At 65.3% G+C, this 14,573-nt stretch carries 14 protein-coding genes; 6 read left to right on the plus strand and 8 right to left on the minus strand.

Annotated elements, in window-relative coordinates:
• Positions 1-4: 4 nt before the first annotated feature.
• Positions 5-1,054: a 3-oxoacyl-ACP synthase III family protein gene (locus ACWEO2_RS00680; RefSeq protein WP_452403401.1), complete on the minus strand. Its 1,050-nt coding sequence runs from the start codon at positions 1,052-1,054 to the stop codon at positions 5-7.
• Between the two features lie 339 nt (positions 1,055-1,393).
• On the opposite strand from ACWEO2_RS00680, the gene ACWEO2_RS00685 reads away from it, so the two are divergent.
• The gene (locus ACWEO2_RS00685) at positions 1,394-2,887 is read left to right on the plus strand and encodes a flavin-containing monooxygenase (RefSeq protein ID WP_452403402.1); all 1,494 of its coding nucleotides are present in this window, start codon (positions 1,394-1,396) and stop codon (positions 2,885-2,887) included.
• 5 nt (positions 2,888-2,892) lie between these two features.
• Here ACWEO2_RS00685 and ACWEO2_RS00690 read toward each other — a convergent pair whose 3' ends face one another.
• On the minus strand, positions 2,893-3,561 hold the full coding sequence (locus ACWEO2_RS00690) for a TetR/AcrR family transcriptional regulator (protein ID WP_452403403.1): 669 nt from the start codon (positions 3,559-3,561) through the stop codon (positions 2,893-2,895).
• A 105-nt stretch (positions 3,562-3,666) separates the two neighbouring features.
• Here ACWEO2_RS00690 and ACWEO2_RS00695 point away from each other — a divergent pair, with 105 nt between their 5' ends.
• Together ACWEO2_RS00695 and ACWEO2_RS00700 are read left to right on the plus strand one after the other, a co-directional pair.
• Positions 3,667-4,536 (plus strand): metal-dependent hydrolase, encoded by an 870-nt coding sequence (locus tag ACWEO2_RS00695; RefSeq protein WP_354959302.1) that lies wholly within the window; start codon positions 3,667-3,669, stop codon positions 4,534-4,536.
• Positions 4,533-5,600, plus strand: coding sequence for a PDR/VanB family oxidoreductase (locus ACWEO2_RS00700; RefSeq protein ID WP_452403404.1), 1,068 nt, complete (start codon positions 4,533-4,535; stop codon positions 5,598-5,600). Before ACWEO2_RS00695 ends, ACWEO2_RS00700 begins: the two co-directional genes overlap by 4 nt.
• A gap of 4 nt (positions 5,601-5,604) precedes the next feature.
• On the opposite strand, the gene ACWEO2_RS00705 is transcribed toward ACWEO2_RS00700, so the two are convergent.
• Entirely contained in the window at positions 5,605-6,297 is a 693-nt protein-coding gene (locus ACWEO2_RS00705; protein WP_452403405.1) for a TetR/AcrR family transcriptional regulator, read from the minus strand.
• A gap of 163 nt (positions 6,298-6,460) precedes the next feature.
• Here ACWEO2_RS00705 and ACWEO2_RS00710 point away from each other — a divergent pair, with 163 nt between their 5' ends.
• A complete protein-coding gene (locus ACWEO2_RS00710; RefSeq protein ID WP_452403406.1) occupies positions 6,461-8,032 on the plus strand; it encodes a succinic semialdehyde dehydrogenase in 1,572 nt (523 codons plus the stop codon).
• A 42-nt stretch (positions 8,033-8,074) separates the two neighbouring features.
• Complete coding sequence (locus ACWEO2_RS00715; protein WP_452403407.1) at positions 8,075-8,905, plus strand: SDR family NAD(P)-dependent oxidoreductase; 831 nt, start codon at positions 8,075-8,077, stop codon at positions 8,903-8,905.
• 68 nt (positions 8,906-8,973) lie between these two features.
• On the opposite strand, the gene ACWEO2_RS00720 is transcribed toward ACWEO2_RS00715, so the two are convergent.
• Entirely contained in the window at positions 8,974-9,777 is an 804-nt protein-coding gene (locus ACWEO2_RS00720; RefSeq protein ID WP_452403692.1) for a putative protein N(5)-glutamine methyltransferase, read from the minus strand.
• Between the two features lie 133 nt (positions 9,778-9,910).
• The gene (locus ACWEO2_RS00725; RefSeq protein ID WP_452403408.1) at positions 9,911-10,750 is read right to left on the minus strand and encodes an ElyC/SanA/YdcF family protein; all 840 of its coding nucleotides are present in this window, start codon (positions 10,748-10,750) and stop codon (positions 9,911-9,913) included.
• 249 nt (positions 10,751-10,999) lie between these two features.
• Between ACWEO2_RS00725 and ACWEO2_RS00730 the strand changes: the two genes are divergently transcribed.
• Positions 11,000-11,854, plus strand: a complete 855-nt coding sequence (locus ACWEO2_RS00730) for a bifunctional 5,10-methylenetetrahydrofolate dehydrogenase/5,10-methenyltetrahydrofolate cyclohydrolase (RefSeq protein WP_452403409.1) — start codon at positions 11,000-11,002, stop codon at positions 11,852-11,854.
• 97 nt (positions 11,855-11,951) lie between these two features.
• Here the strand turns inward: ACWEO2_RS00730 and ACWEO2_RS00735 are convergent, their stop codons facing one another.
• The 3 genes from ACWEO2_RS00735 to ACWEO2_RS00745 all read right to left on the minus strand — a co-directional run bounded on the left by ACWEO2_RS00735 (position 11,952) and on the right by ACWEO2_RS00745 (position 14,513).
• Positions 11,952-12,368, minus strand: coding sequence for a hypothetical protein (locus ACWEO2_RS00735; RefSeq protein WP_452403410.1), 417 nt, complete (start codon positions 12,366-12,368; stop codon positions 11,952-11,954).
• A gap of 126 nt (positions 12,369-12,494) precedes the next feature.
• Positions 12,495-13,892: an FAD-binding oxidoreductase gene (locus ACWEO2_RS00740; RefSeq protein ID WP_452403411.1), complete on the minus strand. Its 1,398-nt coding sequence runs from the start codon at positions 13,890-13,892 to the stop codon at positions 12,495-12,497.
• 186 nt (positions 13,893-14,078) lie between these two features.
• On the minus strand, positions 14,079-14,513 hold the full coding sequence (locus tag ACWEO2_RS00745; protein WP_452403412.1) for a MarR family winged helix-turn-helix transcriptional regulator: 435 nt from the start codon (positions 14,511-14,513) through the stop codon (positions 14,079-14,081).
• Between the last annotated feature and the right edge of the window lie 60 nt (positions 14,514-14,573).

Genomic DNA, 14,573 nt, shown 5'->3' on the forward strand with positions numbered 1-14,573 from the left:
GACCTCAGACCTTCAGGGAGGAGATGGTGGTGGACAGGAAGCCGGTCACGACACCGGAGGCCGCGGGGATCATCAGCAGTTTGGATCCCGACGGCAGCTTCTGATCGCTGAGCTGATCGTGCAGCACGATGAAATGTGAAGTGGTCGAGGTGTTTCCGTACTTCTCGAGCACCCGTAGATCCGGCGGCATCGGTACACCGAACTCGCGCTCGCCGATCGCGGCCAGCCACGGGAGCGCGGCCGCGCCGAACTGGTGGTGAATGATGTAGTCGAACTGCTCGTCGGCGAAGGTCTTGCCGCGCGCCCGCAGATAGTTGCGCTGGGTGTCGGTCCACAGTACGAACCGATCCTCGTTGTGCATCTTGCGGTTGTCGGTATAGAGCGCGACGCCCTGGGTCTTATCACTCGGCATGCCCAGGCACAGGTGCGAATGTTCGGCGGCGGTCATCAATTCGATGTAGTGGATCTTGTCGGCATCGTCGACCGCCCGGTCGAGCACGACCGCGCAACCCGAATCGCCGACCGACAGTGAGGCAAATTGCAGATCGTATTTCTCGGAAATCTCGTTCACCGCGGTATCGGCAATGGGAGTTATGGCCTCACCACTCACCACCATGCCATTTCGCACCGCACTCGAACGGATCATCCGATCGAGAATGTAGGTACCGGTCAACATTCCGGCGCAGGCATTGGAAATATCGAAGGTAATGGCTTTGTCGGCACCGAGTTGGGTGCCGATGGCGGAGGCGAACGACGGCTCCATGTACATCCGGGTGCCGTTCCTGCTGCGCGTGATGGAGGTCGAGATGATCACGTCGAGATCCGCCGCGGCGTACTGTGACCTGGAAAGACAGTCCTGAGCCGCCTTGCTGGCGAGGGCGAACGAGTCCTCGTAGCTGTCCGGTCGGGTGTCGTGGACGCGGCGCTCCCGCACTCCCGTGATCCGTTCGAGATCGAACGATGGGGGTTCGGCGAGTCTGGAGATCAACTCCTCGGTAGAGACGATATTCGAGGGGAGGTACGCACCGATGGATTCGAACCGAGAATGCGACACTTGCGCTCCTGGAAAACGTTGATGAATACGGTTCCGGATCGTCTCTGATCGTCGGTGCGACCGAACGCTACCGGACGGTAACCTGTCCTGGGTATGGCCAGTTTGAGGGAATCCTTCTGGGACAGTTGAACTTTCACGGCTACGCTGGGGTGATGCGCAATCGATGTGAGTGACCTCACTGCACTTCGCGCACTCGAGAACCGGTCGGTATTGGTCGCTTGTCCAAGGTATTGGTCGGGGGTGTTGTTCTCGAAGACAACAGGTCACCGATAGGCTGGAGGCGACGCCGGTGCGGATCGGCGTCACGCCGCAACCGCCGAATACCGGAGGGTGAGAGCTATGACGACCGCTGACGAGCACGTCGATGTGCTCATCGTCGGTGCCGGACTGTCCGGGATAGGTGCGGCGTATCACCTGGGGCGGGCCTTCCCGCGGCGGAGCTACGCGATTCTGGAAAGCCGCGACGCGATCGGCGGAACCTGGGACCTGTTCCGCTATCCGGGAATTCGCTCCGACTCGGATATGTACACCCTCGGCTACCGCTTCCGGCCGTGGCTGGGAGAGATGTCGATCGCCGACGGTGACGACATCCTGGATTATGTGCGTGCCACCGCCACCGAGAGCGGTATCGAGCGGCATATTCGGTTCCGGCATCGGGTGGTCCGCGCCGAATGGTCATCGCGGGACAACCGCTGGACGGTGCGCGCCGAACGGACCGATACCGGCGAAACCGTCACGCTCACTGCCGGATTCCTGTTCTGCTGTTCCGGCTACTACCGCTACGACGAGGGCTACACCCCGGAATTCGCGGGCCGCGAGCGGTTCGCCGGACCGATCATCCACCCGCAGCATTGGCCGCACGATCTCGATGTCGCGGGCAAGCGGGTGGTGCTGATCGGCAGCGGCGCAACCGCGGTCACCCTCGGACCCGCGCTCACCGAGCAGGGTGCGCACGTGACCATGCTGCAACGCTCGCCGAGCTACATCATCTCCGCACCCGCGCGCGACGATCTCGCCGTCAAGGTGCGCAAATTCCTGCCCGCCCGCGTCGCGTACGCGGTGGCGCGGGCCAAGAACGTGGCGCTGGCCACCGCGATATACCAACTGAGCCAACGGTATCCGGAATTCATGCGCAAGCGGATCAAGGGCTGGCAACGGCGCTGGCTGCCCGAGGACTTCGATATCGACGCCCACTTCACTCCCACCTACAACCCTTGGGATCAGCGACTGTGCCTGGCGCCCAACGGAGATTTCTTCCGCGCGATTCGCAAGGGACGATTGGATATCGTGACCGATAAGGTCGAGACATTCACCGAGACCGGTCTGGCCCTCGCCTCCGGCGCCACCCTCGACGCCGATATCGTCATCACCGCAACGGGTTTGAACCTACTCGCCTTCGGCGGCATCGAACTCGCGGTCGACGGGCAGCGGGTGAAACTTCCGGAGCATATGGCCTATAAGGCGATGATGCTATCCGACGTGCCGAACTTCGCGTACATCATCGGCTACACCAATGCCTCGTGGACACTGAAGGCGGATCTGGTGTGCGAGTACGTCGTTCGGCTACTACGCCATATGGACGACAACGGCTACGACCGCTGCACGCCGGTGCGCGATCCGTCCGTCGGCGCCGCATCGCTGTTCCTGAATTTCAACCCGGGGTACGTGCAGCGCGCCGCGAGTCGGTTCCCGATCCAGGGCACCAAAGCGCCGTGGCGCCTACGTATGAACTACCTACGTGATGTGGTGACGCTGCGCCACGGGCGGATCACCGACAGCGCCATGGTATTCGAGCGGGCGCGGAATCGGGATCCGGTGTCGACGCAGGGGTAGCCGGATCAGTGCGTCTGCTGCGCCGTCGACGACCGTGCGGTCGCGATATTGCGCAGCACGCTGGTCGCGTGGTCGTCGAAGCGTTCTCGCGGGACGGCGATGGTGCCATCCAGCCACGGGCGATACATATATGCCATCGCCCCGAAGATGGCGTTCGAGTTGAGGCTGTTCTCGAACTCGTCCGGCATGGATTGCGCTCCGTCGGCCAGTGCGATCGTCAACGCGATCGGGGCGGTGAACAGTTCGATGAGTTCGTTGCCCCGGTCGCCGAGCACCCGCGTGGCCTGCGATTCCACGAACATGATCTGACCGCGCCGACGATCCTCCAGCAAATAATCGGTGAACGCCGAAATGGCGTGCCGGAATAGCTGCTGGGGTTCGGTCGGCGCGGTGGCCAGCGCCGCGAGCAGCCGTTCCTGCGCACCGAGGACGACCGTCTCCAGCGCCGTGGTCAGCAATATGTCGAGACTCGGAAAGCTCTCGTAGAAGTACCGCTCGGTTAGTCCGGCCTGTCGGCAAACCCCGCGCATGGAGATATCGGACGCTCCGATCGTGGCCATCAGCTCGATGGCGGCCTCGATGAGCTGTTCGCGGCGCGCGGCGATCCGGTCGGCCGGAGGCGTGCCGCGCCAGCGGCGCATACCCGGTATCGATCCATCGGAGGCGTCGTTCATAGCTCGATCCTCCCATAGCCGGAAAGTTGACATCATGTGATGTTGACAGCATTTGATGTCGGCAATACATTGACGATCTACGGGACCAGACGTGAGGACCATCAGATGGGCACTACGTACGCCGATCAGGCTCATGCGATCAATGCGCGGGACGTCAGCTTCGACTTCGACTCGGTGCCGATGCACTACATCCCGGGTGAAGTCATGGCCACCCACATCATCAATGTCATGCATCTGGTGCTACCCGAAGGGGAGCGGGCCATGGCGCAGGCCCTGGCCGAGGCGCTGCCGCTGATCGATGATGAGCGTCTGCGGGAAGAGGTCCGCGGCTTCATCGGTCAGGAGACCATGCACGCCGGTTCACACGAAAAGGCCCGTCACCAACTGGAGCGGCTCGGTCTCGAGGTCGCTCCGATGGTGGATCGCGTCGCCTGGTTGATCGACCGGGTGCTCGGTGACCACGGGCTCTCCGGTCGGGCGAAGCATGAATGGCTGTGTGAGCGCCTTGCCCTGTTCGCCGGTATGGAGCACTACACCGCCGTCATCGGCGAGTGGCTGCTGACCAATGACAAACTGGCGGCGAAGGGGATGCATCCGGCGATGCTGGATCTCATCCGCTGGCACGGTGCCGAGGAGGTCGAACATCGCAGCGTGGTCTACGACGCGTACATGTATCTCGACGGCGGCTACGCCCGCAAGGCGCGCCAGGCACTGATCGCGAGCTCGGGACTGCTCGCGCTGTTCCTGATTTCGGGCGCCTATCTGTTCCATCGGGACCCGTCGCCGAATAAGGGCAGATGGTGGCCGCTGCAGATGGCAAGTGCGTCACTGCGCGGCGTGGTGCCGAGTTTCACCACCTTCTTCACCGAGATTCCGCGCTACCTGCGGCCGGGATTCCATCCCTCGCAACTCGGTCCGATGGACAATGCACTGCGCTACCTGGCGCAGTCACCGGCAGCACGGGCGAGCGCATGACCGCCGTGGAGCAGTTCCGGCCGGGGGCCGGGCTGCGGATGATCGCGTCGGCGGTGGACACCTATAAGCGCGTCTTCACGGAAGGCAAAGCGGTGCATCTGCTTTCGCGGCCACAGCCGGTGCGCCACACCGGCTACGATTTCGAACTGGCGGTCATGGGGATCGACGCCGAGGCCGACGAGGTGGTCAGCCTGACGCTGTGTGATCCCGACGGCGCGGATCTGCCCGCCTGGACGCCGGGTGCCCATATCGATGTGCACCTGCCCTCGGGTCGGCAGCGGCAGTACTCGCTGAACAGCGATCCCGATGATCGCAGCTGCTACCGAATCGCGGTGCGGTACATGGCCGATGGCGACGGTGGCTCCCGGGAGATCCACGAGGGTCTGCGGGTCGGTGACCGGCTGCGGGTGCGCGGGCCGCGCAATGCCTTCCCACTCATCGCCGCGCCGCAATATCTGTTCGTGGCCGGTGGCATCGGGATCACGCCGATCCTGCCGATGGTCACCGCGGCCGAGCGGGCCGGAATACCCTGGCGGCTGATGTATTTCGGGCGCACGCGGACGCGGATGCCGTTTCTGTACGAGCTGGCCCGCTTCACCGGCGGTGATGTGGTGGTGCGTCCGGACGACGAGTTCGGGGCCCCGGATCCGCGCATGATCTTCGAGCAGACGCCGACCGGCGCCGCGGTGTACGTCTGTGGGCCACCGGCTCTGGCGGAGGCCGCGCGCGAGGTGCTGCTGCTGCACGATCCGACCGCTTCGCTGCATACCGAGCGGTTCTCGGCGCTGCCGGTGTGCAATGGTGCCCCGTTCCGTATTCGATTGCGCCGCAGTGGGACCGAGGTGGATGTCGCCGCCGACGAGTCCGCGCTGACCGCGATTCGGCGCGCGGTGCCCGGCGTCGCGTATTCCTGCCAGCAGGGCTTCTGCGGGACCTGTCGGGCGAGTGTGCTCTCCGGCGACGTCGAGCACCGGGACCGGGCGCTGTTGCCAGGTGAGCGGGAACACGCGATGCTGACCTGCGTATCGCGTTCTCGCGGTGGCGAACTCGAATTGGATATGTAGGGGTCTACTCCGCCGGAAAGATGCCGGGCAGTGTCATGGCGTATTCCAGGTCGGCGCGGGTGCCGAGCGTGGTCAGCAGCACGCGGATCATGGTAAGCCGTGCGGCGGCAACGGTTTCCGCGTCCGGCTCGGCACCCGGTGCGGTGCCCGCGGAGATGCGATAGACGACGTACTCGCAAACATGCAGCGCCGCATCGAGATCGAGCGGCGAGGGTACCGTGCGGCCGAGTTCGGTGAACGTTTCGCGCACCAGCGCGCGGATATCATCGAGTGCCCGTTCGCGATAGGCCGATACCGGTGAGGCCGGGTCGTGCAGTTCGGCGAAGAGCGGTCGCAGCATCGCGCCGTGCCCGTGGGCCCAGTCGAGGTAGGCGTCGATGAGTCGGATACCGAGTTCGACCGGTTCGTCGGGGCCGGTCAGTGCCGTGCGGATGTTGTTGACGAGCCCGTCGTTCGAGGCATCCAGCACGACGTGCAGCGGCTCGGTGGCATTGCCGAAATAGCGGTAGAAGGTCGGCCTGGCCAGTCCGGCCTGTTCGATGATCTGGGCGACGCTGAGCCCGCGCGAGCCGCCCCGGGTGAATACCGCGGCGGTGGCGAGCACGATCCGGGCGCGGACCTCCTCGGCCTGTTCCTGGGTCTGCGGCGGTCGACCGCGCCGGGCCGCGCCAGCGGTCCGGGATGTGTCAGCGGACATGGTGATGCCGCACAACTCGACGCCCGACCTGTCTGTGTTCCACACCCGACAGCTTGACATGAGGTGTGGCCCGATGATTAATCTAACACCAGTGTTCAGGAAATGGTCGCGCCCTGCGACCGCCGCTCCTGCCACGTCCACCAGACCCATGAGAGGGCCGACCATGACGACCGCCCGCCAACTGGCCGAACCGACCGCCTTGCCCGCGGCCCTGGTGCAACCCCTGCTCGATCGCGCGATCGCGGGCGGCGCACCCTCGGTCGAGGTGTTCGCGCCCGCCACCGGACACAAGATCGCGGATCTGCCGCAGTCCTCGACCGGCGATATCGATACCGCCTTCGCCACCGCGCGCACTGCGCAGCGGGAATGGGCCCGGCGCTCGGTGCGCGAGCGGGTCGCGGTACTGCGCAGATTCCACGACATCGTGCTCGCCGAACAGGACACGATTCTCGATATCGTGCAGACCGAGACCGGTAAGTCGCGGCCGCATGCCTTCGAGGAGGTTGGGGATGTGGCGGTCAATGCCAGGTACTACGCGTCGGTCGCGGAGAAGTTGCTGGCCACCCGCAAGCCGCGGGGTGTGCTGCCGGTACTGACCCAGGTCGATGTGCGGCATCGGCCCAAGGGGGTGGTCGCGGTGATCTCGCCGTGGAACTATCCGCTCGCCCTGGCCGCCTCCGATGCGCTGCCCGCCTTGGCGGCCGGAAATGCCGTCGTCGCGCGGCCGGACAATCAGACGGCGCTGACCGCGCTGTGGGCGATCGACGCTGCCGAGCGGGCCGGACTGCCGCGCGGACTGTGGCAGGCGGTGCTCGGTCGCGGATCGGTGATCGGCGGCGAGGTGATCGCGCGGGCCGACTATGTCGACTACACCGGATCCAGCGCGACCGGCCGGACCATTGCGCAGCAGGCCGGGGAGCGGCTGATCGGCTATTCGCTCGAACTCGGCGGCAAGAATCCGCTGCTGGTGCTCGCCGATGCGGATGTGTCCAGGGCGGCCAAGATCGCGATCCGGGCCTGCTTCGCCTCGGCCGGGCAGCTGTGTGAGTCGATGGAGCGAATCTATGTGCACGACACGGTCTATGACCGGTTCGTCAGCGAATTCGTGGAACATGTGCGGGCGATCGAATTGGGCGGCGGGCTCGATTTTGCCAGTGATATGGGGTCTTTGACATTCCAGCGCCAATTGGACACGGTCCGTGCGCATGTCGACGATGCGGTGGCCAAGGGGGCAAAGGTGCTGGCGGGCGGTAAGGCTCGCCCCGATCTCGGGCCGTACTTCTACGAGCCGACCGTGCTGGCCGGGGTGCGGCCCGGGATGACGGTGTACCGCGAGGAGACCTTCGGGCCGGTGGTCTCGATCTATCGCGTCGGCAGCGACGATGAGGCGGTCGAGCAGGCCAATGACACCGCGTATGGACTCAATGCGAGCGTCTGGACCAAGGATGTCGCTCGGGGCCGCGAGGTGGCCGCGCGCATCAATGCGGGTTCGGTGAATGTGAACGAGGGCTTCATCGCGGCCTGGGGCAGTGCGGACGCGCCCTCGGGCGGGCTCGGAATTTCGGGCACCGGGCGTCGGCACGGTCCCGAGGGCTTGTTGAAGTACATCGACACCCAGACGATCGCCGTGCAGCGGGTACTGCCCATCGCGCCGCTGCCCGGAATGTCCGAGGAACTGTGGGCGAAAACGATGACGCTGTACTTCGGGGTCATGCAGGCGCTTCGCCAGAAGTAATTGCGCCAGTGGCTTTTTCAAGATGGATCAGGATTGGGACGAATGAAGCTGGATACGGTAGCGGATAAGAAGGTGCTGGTCACAGGTGCCGCGATGGGCCTGGGCAAGCTGTTCGCCGAACGCGCGGTGCGTGAGGGCGCCGCCGCGGTGTTTCTGTGGGATATCAACGAATCCGCGCTCGAAGAGACCGTGGCCGAGTTGTCCGGACGCGGTACTGCCGTTCACCACTACGTGGTCGACGTCGCCTCGCAGGACTCCATAGCCGAGGCCGCTGCAGCGGTCCGTGCTGCGATCGGCGATGTCGATATCCTGGTCAACAATGCGGGCATCGTGCGCGGCAACAGCTACTTCTGGGAGACGACCGACCGTGCCGATATCGATAAGACGGTCGCGATCAATTCCCTTGCGCCGATGTACATTACGCTCGAATTTCTGCCCGCGATGGTGCGCGGCACCGGCCAGGCGCGGGTCATGACCATCGCGTCCTCGGCGGGGCTGGTCGCCAATCCGCGCATGAGCGTGTACGCGGCGTCGAAGTGGGCGGCGCTGGGATGGTCGGATTCGGTGCGCATCGAGTTGGAGCAGGCGGGCCACGACCACGTGAAGGTCACCACGGTGTGTCCGACCTACATCAATACCGGAATGTTCAACGGCGCAAAGGGTTTCCTGTTCACGCCGATCCTGGAGCAGGATGATGTCGTCGATACCTCGTGGCAAGAAATGAAGGCGGGCAATCCGCTCGTTATCCTGCCGTGGACGTCGCGGCTCAATAAGGCGATCTCGGGCCTGCTGCCGATCAAGTTGCGCGATCTGTTCCTGAATTCGGTTGGTGTGTACCACTCGATGGACGAATTCACCGGCCGCAAGAAGTAGAGCGCGATACTGAACCGGACCGGCTTCACGCGTTTCGAGTGGACCCGGCGTGAGTCGGGCCGACTTGCCTATCGCGCGGCGGCTTTGGTGCCGATGACGACGGTGGCATAGAGCTCGTCCGATTCGGCGATGCGGCCGGTGAAGCCGTATTCGGTGAGGGCGGTGATCGCGTGCGGGGCTTGGGCTTCGCTGGCTTCGACCAGCAAATGTCCGCCCGGGGCGAGCCAGGTGCGGGCCGCATCGATCACCCGGCGGAAGATATCCAGGCCGTCGGGACCGCCATCGAGGGCGGTGCGTGGCTCGTAATCGCGTGCCTCCGGCGGCATCTGGGCGATCATTTCCGATGGCACGTACGGGGTGTTCGCGAGCAGGATGTCGATGTGTCCGCGCAGTTCGCGGGGGAGCGGGTCGAACAGGTCGCCCTGGTAGACGGCCGCGCCGATCGGAGTGAGATTGCGGCGGGCGCAGTCGACCGCGGCGGGTTCGATATCGGCGGCGGCCAGGTTTATCTGTCGGCCCTCGGCCGCGAGGATTTTCGCCATGGCGAGACCCAATGCACCTGAACCGCAGCACATATCGACCACGACGGGGTGCTCGGTGGGGAGCGTGCGGGCGAGTTCGGCAGCTTCGTCGACGAGGAAGGAGGTGCGTTGGCGCGGCACGAAAACACCCGGGGCGACCGCGACGCGCAAGCCGTGGAATTCGGTCCAGCCGAGCAGATACTCCAGGGGTGTTCCGGAAACCCGTTGCGCGACCAGATCCGCCAGATCGGCGCCGGTCTCCGCCGCGGCGGCGGTGAGCAGCCGCGCCTCGTCCTCGGCGAATACACAGCCCGCCGCTCGTAGTTGCGCGACGATATCTCCGGTTGGCATCACCGGGACATCCTGCCGTGCGGGTATCAGACAGGGCTAGTCGTTTTCTGTTGACAATCGGTCTGAGCTGCACTTTCGCGCCGAGTACTTGGGTCGATAGGGCAAGCTCGGACCGATTGTGCGCGTGGTGGGATCAGCGAGAGGTCGCGAGCTGGAATGTGCGCGTCGCGTCGAGATAGATACCGCGCTGCGCCTGCCGGGCCGGCGGCGGCAACTGCGACACCAGTTGGTCCAGCGAGGTGGTCGCCCCGACCACGCGCGTGCCCGCGACAATGAAGTCGGCGACCGCGCGCCGGATGTGATTCGGCGAGGTGACCAGGACCGCGCTGTCCGCGCCGACATCACGCAGCATCTTGGTGCTGAACAGCGCGTTCTGCACCGTCGATCCGGCGCGGCTCTCGACATTGATCCGGGAGGTGGGCAAGCCCTTGCTGATCAGCCAGGCCCGCATGGCCTCGGCCTCGGAGATCCCGTTCTGCGGGTTGCCGCCGGTGACGATGATGGGTGAGAACGGCGAGGCGACCGCCTGCAGCCAGGCCGCGGTCAGCCGGTTCACGAGCTCGGGACGCAGCGTGCCATCCGGGAGCAAGCCGTATCCCAGCACCACGATTCCGGTCTGCGGCCCGACGAGCGCGGGCAGCGGGTTCGGCAGGGTGCTGATGGCGGCGGTGATCGCGCCGAGCACATTCGTGGTGCCCTGGGCCATCTCCGGGTTTACGGCGGTGAGGCGTGCTATCGAATCGGCCATAGCGGGCAGGTCATTGGCGTAGTTCGACCAGATCGCCTGCAGCGCCAGGGCCTCGGCGTCGGCCGGGTCCGCGGCGATCAGTTCCCGGAGCTCGGCGCGTCCGGAGGCGTCGTCACCGTCGGTGAAGGCGCGCTGGGCGGAGTTATAGAGGGCGTCGGTACTCGGCGCCGCGATGGCAGGTGCGCCGGTCAGTGCGGTGATGGTCGCGGCCGCGAACGCGGTCACGACCGATAGTTTCCAATGCCTCGAGATCTTCACGACAGTCGACACCTTTCCACGCGTGAAACGGGGCTTTCGGTAGGTCAGCTGACAGTTAGCTGTTGGCGAGCGGCCATTACGATACGGCTGGTACAGGCCATAGTCGGGTAATTGCCGGACGTAATCCGCGCGTCATTTCCCGACTTCGGGCAAATCGGGCGGCGCGGGGTGACCGCTCGAACCGACCGCGGGGTGCAGCCGATAAGGTGTGACAACGTGGATACCGTTTCGCTGTCCGGCAAGGAACTCGCCGCCGCCATCAACGCCGACACCAAGGAGCGCGCCGCCGCGCTCGCCGCGAGCGGAACCGCGCCGCGCCTGGCCCTGATCGTGGCCAATGACGATCCGGCCAGCGCCTGGTACGTGAACTCGCTGCGCAAGGCCGCCGAACGTCTCGGAATCGCCTGCGACACCATCGATCTCGGTGCCGACGCGAGCATCCAGCAGATCCGTGACGAACTGACCGCTCGCAGCGCGGACACCGGCATCGACGCGATCATGCTGCAGACCCCGCTGCCCGCCGGTGTCACCCTCGACGATGTCAGCTCGGCCATCGCCGCCGCCAAGGATGTCGACGGCGTCAGCCCGCTGTCCCTCGGCCTGCTCGCCTCCAACCTGGACGGCTTCGTCCCCGCCACCTCCGAGGCCGTCGTCGAACTACTGAAGCATCACGAAATCCCACTCGCCGGTCAGCATGTCGCCGTGGTCGGCCGCTCCAACATCGTCGGCAAGCCACTGGCCCAACTGCTGCTCGCGGAAAACGCCACCGTCACCATCTGTCATTCCCGCACCACGGACCTCCCGGCCGTCACCTCTGCCGCCGACATCGTGGTAGCCGCCGCAGGCCGCATCGGCCTGGTCACCGGCAAACACATTCGCGAAGGCGCCACCGTCATCGATGTCGGCACCAACGAAGCAGCCGACGGAAAAATCGTCGGCGACGTCGACGCGGACTCCGTACGCGGTAAGGCCTCCGGTCTCAGCCCCGTTCCCGGTGGCGTGGGGCCGGTAACCACCGCCCTCCTGATGCGTCACGTAGTCGCCGCCGCCGAAAAGACTCGCACGGCTTGATCGTTCGCCGCTCGCCCGGTCGTGTCGTACCGGGTTGATCGTGGCAACCGCGGGTTGTCGAGTTCCCTTGCCGCAGTGAGATTTTGGCGAACCACTGTCAGGCGTTGGTGCGGATTCGGTAGTAGCGCAAGGCGAACCAGGTGAACAGAAGTACGGCGGTGCTGGAGTAGATCAGGTTGATGGCTACGCCGGTGGTGGGGGTGACGCCCAGGTCGTGTAGCTGACGGGATTTGATCGGGTCGATACCGTGGATCAACTCCCAGGTGGTCGCGGCGACCGCGATCGACTGACCGCCCAGAGTCACGGTCGTGATGGCGATGATCCATCGGTAGCCGCGCAGCACCAGCACCGCGACGCTGGCCAGTGCGACGGCGACGATCAGGAAGCCGGCGGCGCGGGCGGGGCTGTGGTGGGTGAGCGAGGCCGCGCTGCCGAACGCGGCCAGCGCGACTCCGGCCAGCAGGAGCAGGGCGGTGGCGATTCGGAGCGGGCGATGGAATGCGCTCAGCAGCACATTCTCATGCTATGACGCGGCGAGCCTATGGGTGTCGCGCTGTATGCGGAGCAGGTGGACGGGCTCGGCATCGTCGCTGCCGACACGCTGCTCGTCCCGGACCCCTTGGTCTGAAACCATTATCTGTCAGCCGGGTTTGATGTTGGCGTTGCGGTGGAAGACATTGCCGGGGTCGTACTGAGTTTTGATGGCGGCCAGTCTGGCGTATTTGGTGGCACCGTAGGACGTGTGGACCCGGTTCTCGTCGGCGTCGGACATGAAGTTGACATAGCCGCCGGAGTTGGCAGCCAAGGGGCGCAGTGCTTCCCAGATCGTTCGGGCCCAGGTTCGGTCGGTGGCGAGGGTTTCGGAGTCGAGCGCGGCGGCTTGGATATTGCAGACATAGTGCGCGGTGCGGGCGCCGCCGAATGCGGTGTCGCTCTCGCCGACGGCGGTGAAGGCGCCATTGAGTGTGAAAATGGGCATGAACGATAGTGGTGATGCCTTGTTGCCCGCATGCTCGGTGATGACCGCGATCACCTCATCGGAGAAATCATCGAGGTCGAGGCTCTTCTCGTAGCCGTAGGCGCCCCAAGGCGCTGAGTCGTCGAGCAGGCTCTGCAATCCGACATAGGGGATAGGGGTAATGAATTCGAACAGCGGCGGTAGCGCGGCGCGCAGCGGGGCCACCGCCTGAGCGTGCTCGTCGGCCGTGTCGAAACCAGCGACAATGAGGAGATAGCCCGGCACCAAGTGGAATTGCTCCGGCACGAAAGGCGCTGGCGGCGCGGATAACCCGGCGCCGACGAATACTCCGGAGCGCAGTGGCAGCGTCGGGATGAACTCGCGGAACAGCCGTAGCGCGGCACCCCCGTCCTCGAGCCCCCAGAAGAAAAAGCCGAGGTGCACTTCGGGTCCGACCGGATGCAGCCGAAACTCGAATTCGGTCACGACGCCGAAGTTGCCGCCACCACCACGCAGCGCCCAGAACAGGTCAGCGTGCTCAGTTTCGCAGGCCTGCACAATCCGGCCGTCCGCGAGTACGACCTGGGCCGACGTCAGGTCGTCGATCGTCAGCCCGAACATGCGCGTCAGCCAGCCCATGCCACCGCCCAGTGTGAGCCCGCCGACGCCGGTATCGCTGATCACCCCGCCGGTCACGGCCAGCCCGTGCACCTGAGTCGCGGCATCCATATCCGCCATGGTCGCGCCGCCGCCGACCCGGGCACGCGCGCCTGCTGGATCCACCAGCACGCGATTCATCAACCCGAGATTGATCATCAGCCCGTCGTCGCCGACAGCGGTGCCGCTGTACGCGTGACCGCCGCCGCGAACCGATACCTCGAGCGCGTGGTCCCTGGCGAAAGCAAGTGCCGCGGCCACGTCTTCGGGGGACAGGCATTCGGCGATCACGGCCGGTCGCCTGTCGATATCGCCGTTCCAGACCGCGCGGGCTGTGTCATAGCCCGCATCGTCGGGAGCGAATACCGGCCCAGCCATCCTGGACCGCAATGCTCTGAAATCGGAGCTCGCTGCTCGGGTCATCGCATATCTCCAGCTACCAGGCCCCGGCTATTTGGGTACGGAGTTGGTCACGCGATCCGCGCATCGACTCCGCGGCGGCACCGGCACGTACAGGCCGTGCTGTCGAAGCGTGCGCCAAGGTTTAATGTGGCGCACATCACACAGTCTATTGGCGTGGATCGCGCATCGGTGAGAAATGGCGGACGGTCACGCCTTCATCGCGGCTGTGTCGAGCGTCGAGAGCAGGTCGCGCAGGGTTTCGCGCTGCTCGGGCCGGAGAGTGGCGAAGACTTCCTCGGCGGCCTGCCGTCGGGCTGCGGCCATCTGGGAGATGGCGGCGCGACCGGAATCGGTCAGGGTCACCAGGGTGGAGCGGCGGTTGGTGGGGTCGGGGGTGCGTGCGACCAGGTGCGTGGATTCGAGGGCATCGACCACGGTGGTGGCGGAGCGGGGGACGATGCCGAGGTGATCGGCCAGTGCGGCCATGCGCAGCGGCTCGTCGTGGTGGCCGAGTATGCGCAGCGCACGTGCCTGACCGGGGGTGATGCCAAGCGGTGCGAGGCGGGCGACCTGGTTGCGGCGGATGCGCTTGGCGGTGCGCAGGAACAGCTCGGGGAGGTCGGGATCAGGAGCGGTTTCCACGACGTTGAGCATAACTCATTGTTTCGGGAACAATTATGAGCCATGCTCAGTTTGATGACA

It is taken from the genome of Nocardia sp. NPDC004278, assembly GCF_053602975.1.

Bases quoted from the DNA above. Each gene is read 5' to 3' on its own strand.
- ACWEO2_RS00705 (WP_452403405.1), bottom strand. From the start codon at position 6,297: ATGTCCGCTGACACATCCCGGACCGCTGGCGCGGCCCGGCGCGGTCGA.
- ACWEO2_RS00700 (WP_452403404.1), top strand. From the start codon at position 4,533: ATGACCGCCGTGGAGCAGTTCCGGCCGGGGGCCGGGCTGCGGATGATC.
- ACWEO2_RS00740 (WP_452403411.1), bottom strand. From the start codon at position 13,892: ATGACCCGAGCAGCGAGCTCCGATTTCAGAGCATTGCGGTCCAGGATG.
- ACWEO2_RS00715 (WP_452403407.1), top strand. From the start codon at position 8,075: ATGAAGCTGGATACGGTAGCGGATAAGAAGGTGCTGGTCACAGGTGCC.
- ACWEO2_RS00695 (WP_354959302.1), top strand. From the start codon at position 3,667: ATGGGCACTACGTACGCCGATCAGGCTCATGCGATCAATGCGCGGGAC.
- ACWEO2_RS00685 (WP_452403402.1), top strand. From the start codon at position 1,394: ATGACGACCGCTGACGAGCACGTCGATGTGCTCATCGTCGGTGCCGGA.
- ACWEO2_RS00710 (WP_452403406.1), top strand. From the start codon at position 6,461: ATGACGACCGCCCGCCAACTGGCCGAACCGACCGCCTTGCCCGCGGCC.
- ACWEO2_RS00690 (WP_452403403.1), bottom strand. From the start codon at position 3,561: ATGAACGACGCCTCCGATGGATCGATACCGGGTATGCGCCGCTGGCGC.
- ACWEO2_RS00720 (WP_452403692.1), bottom strand. From the start codon at position 9,777: ATGCCAACCGGAGATATCGTCGCGCAACTACGAGCGGCGGGCTGTGTA.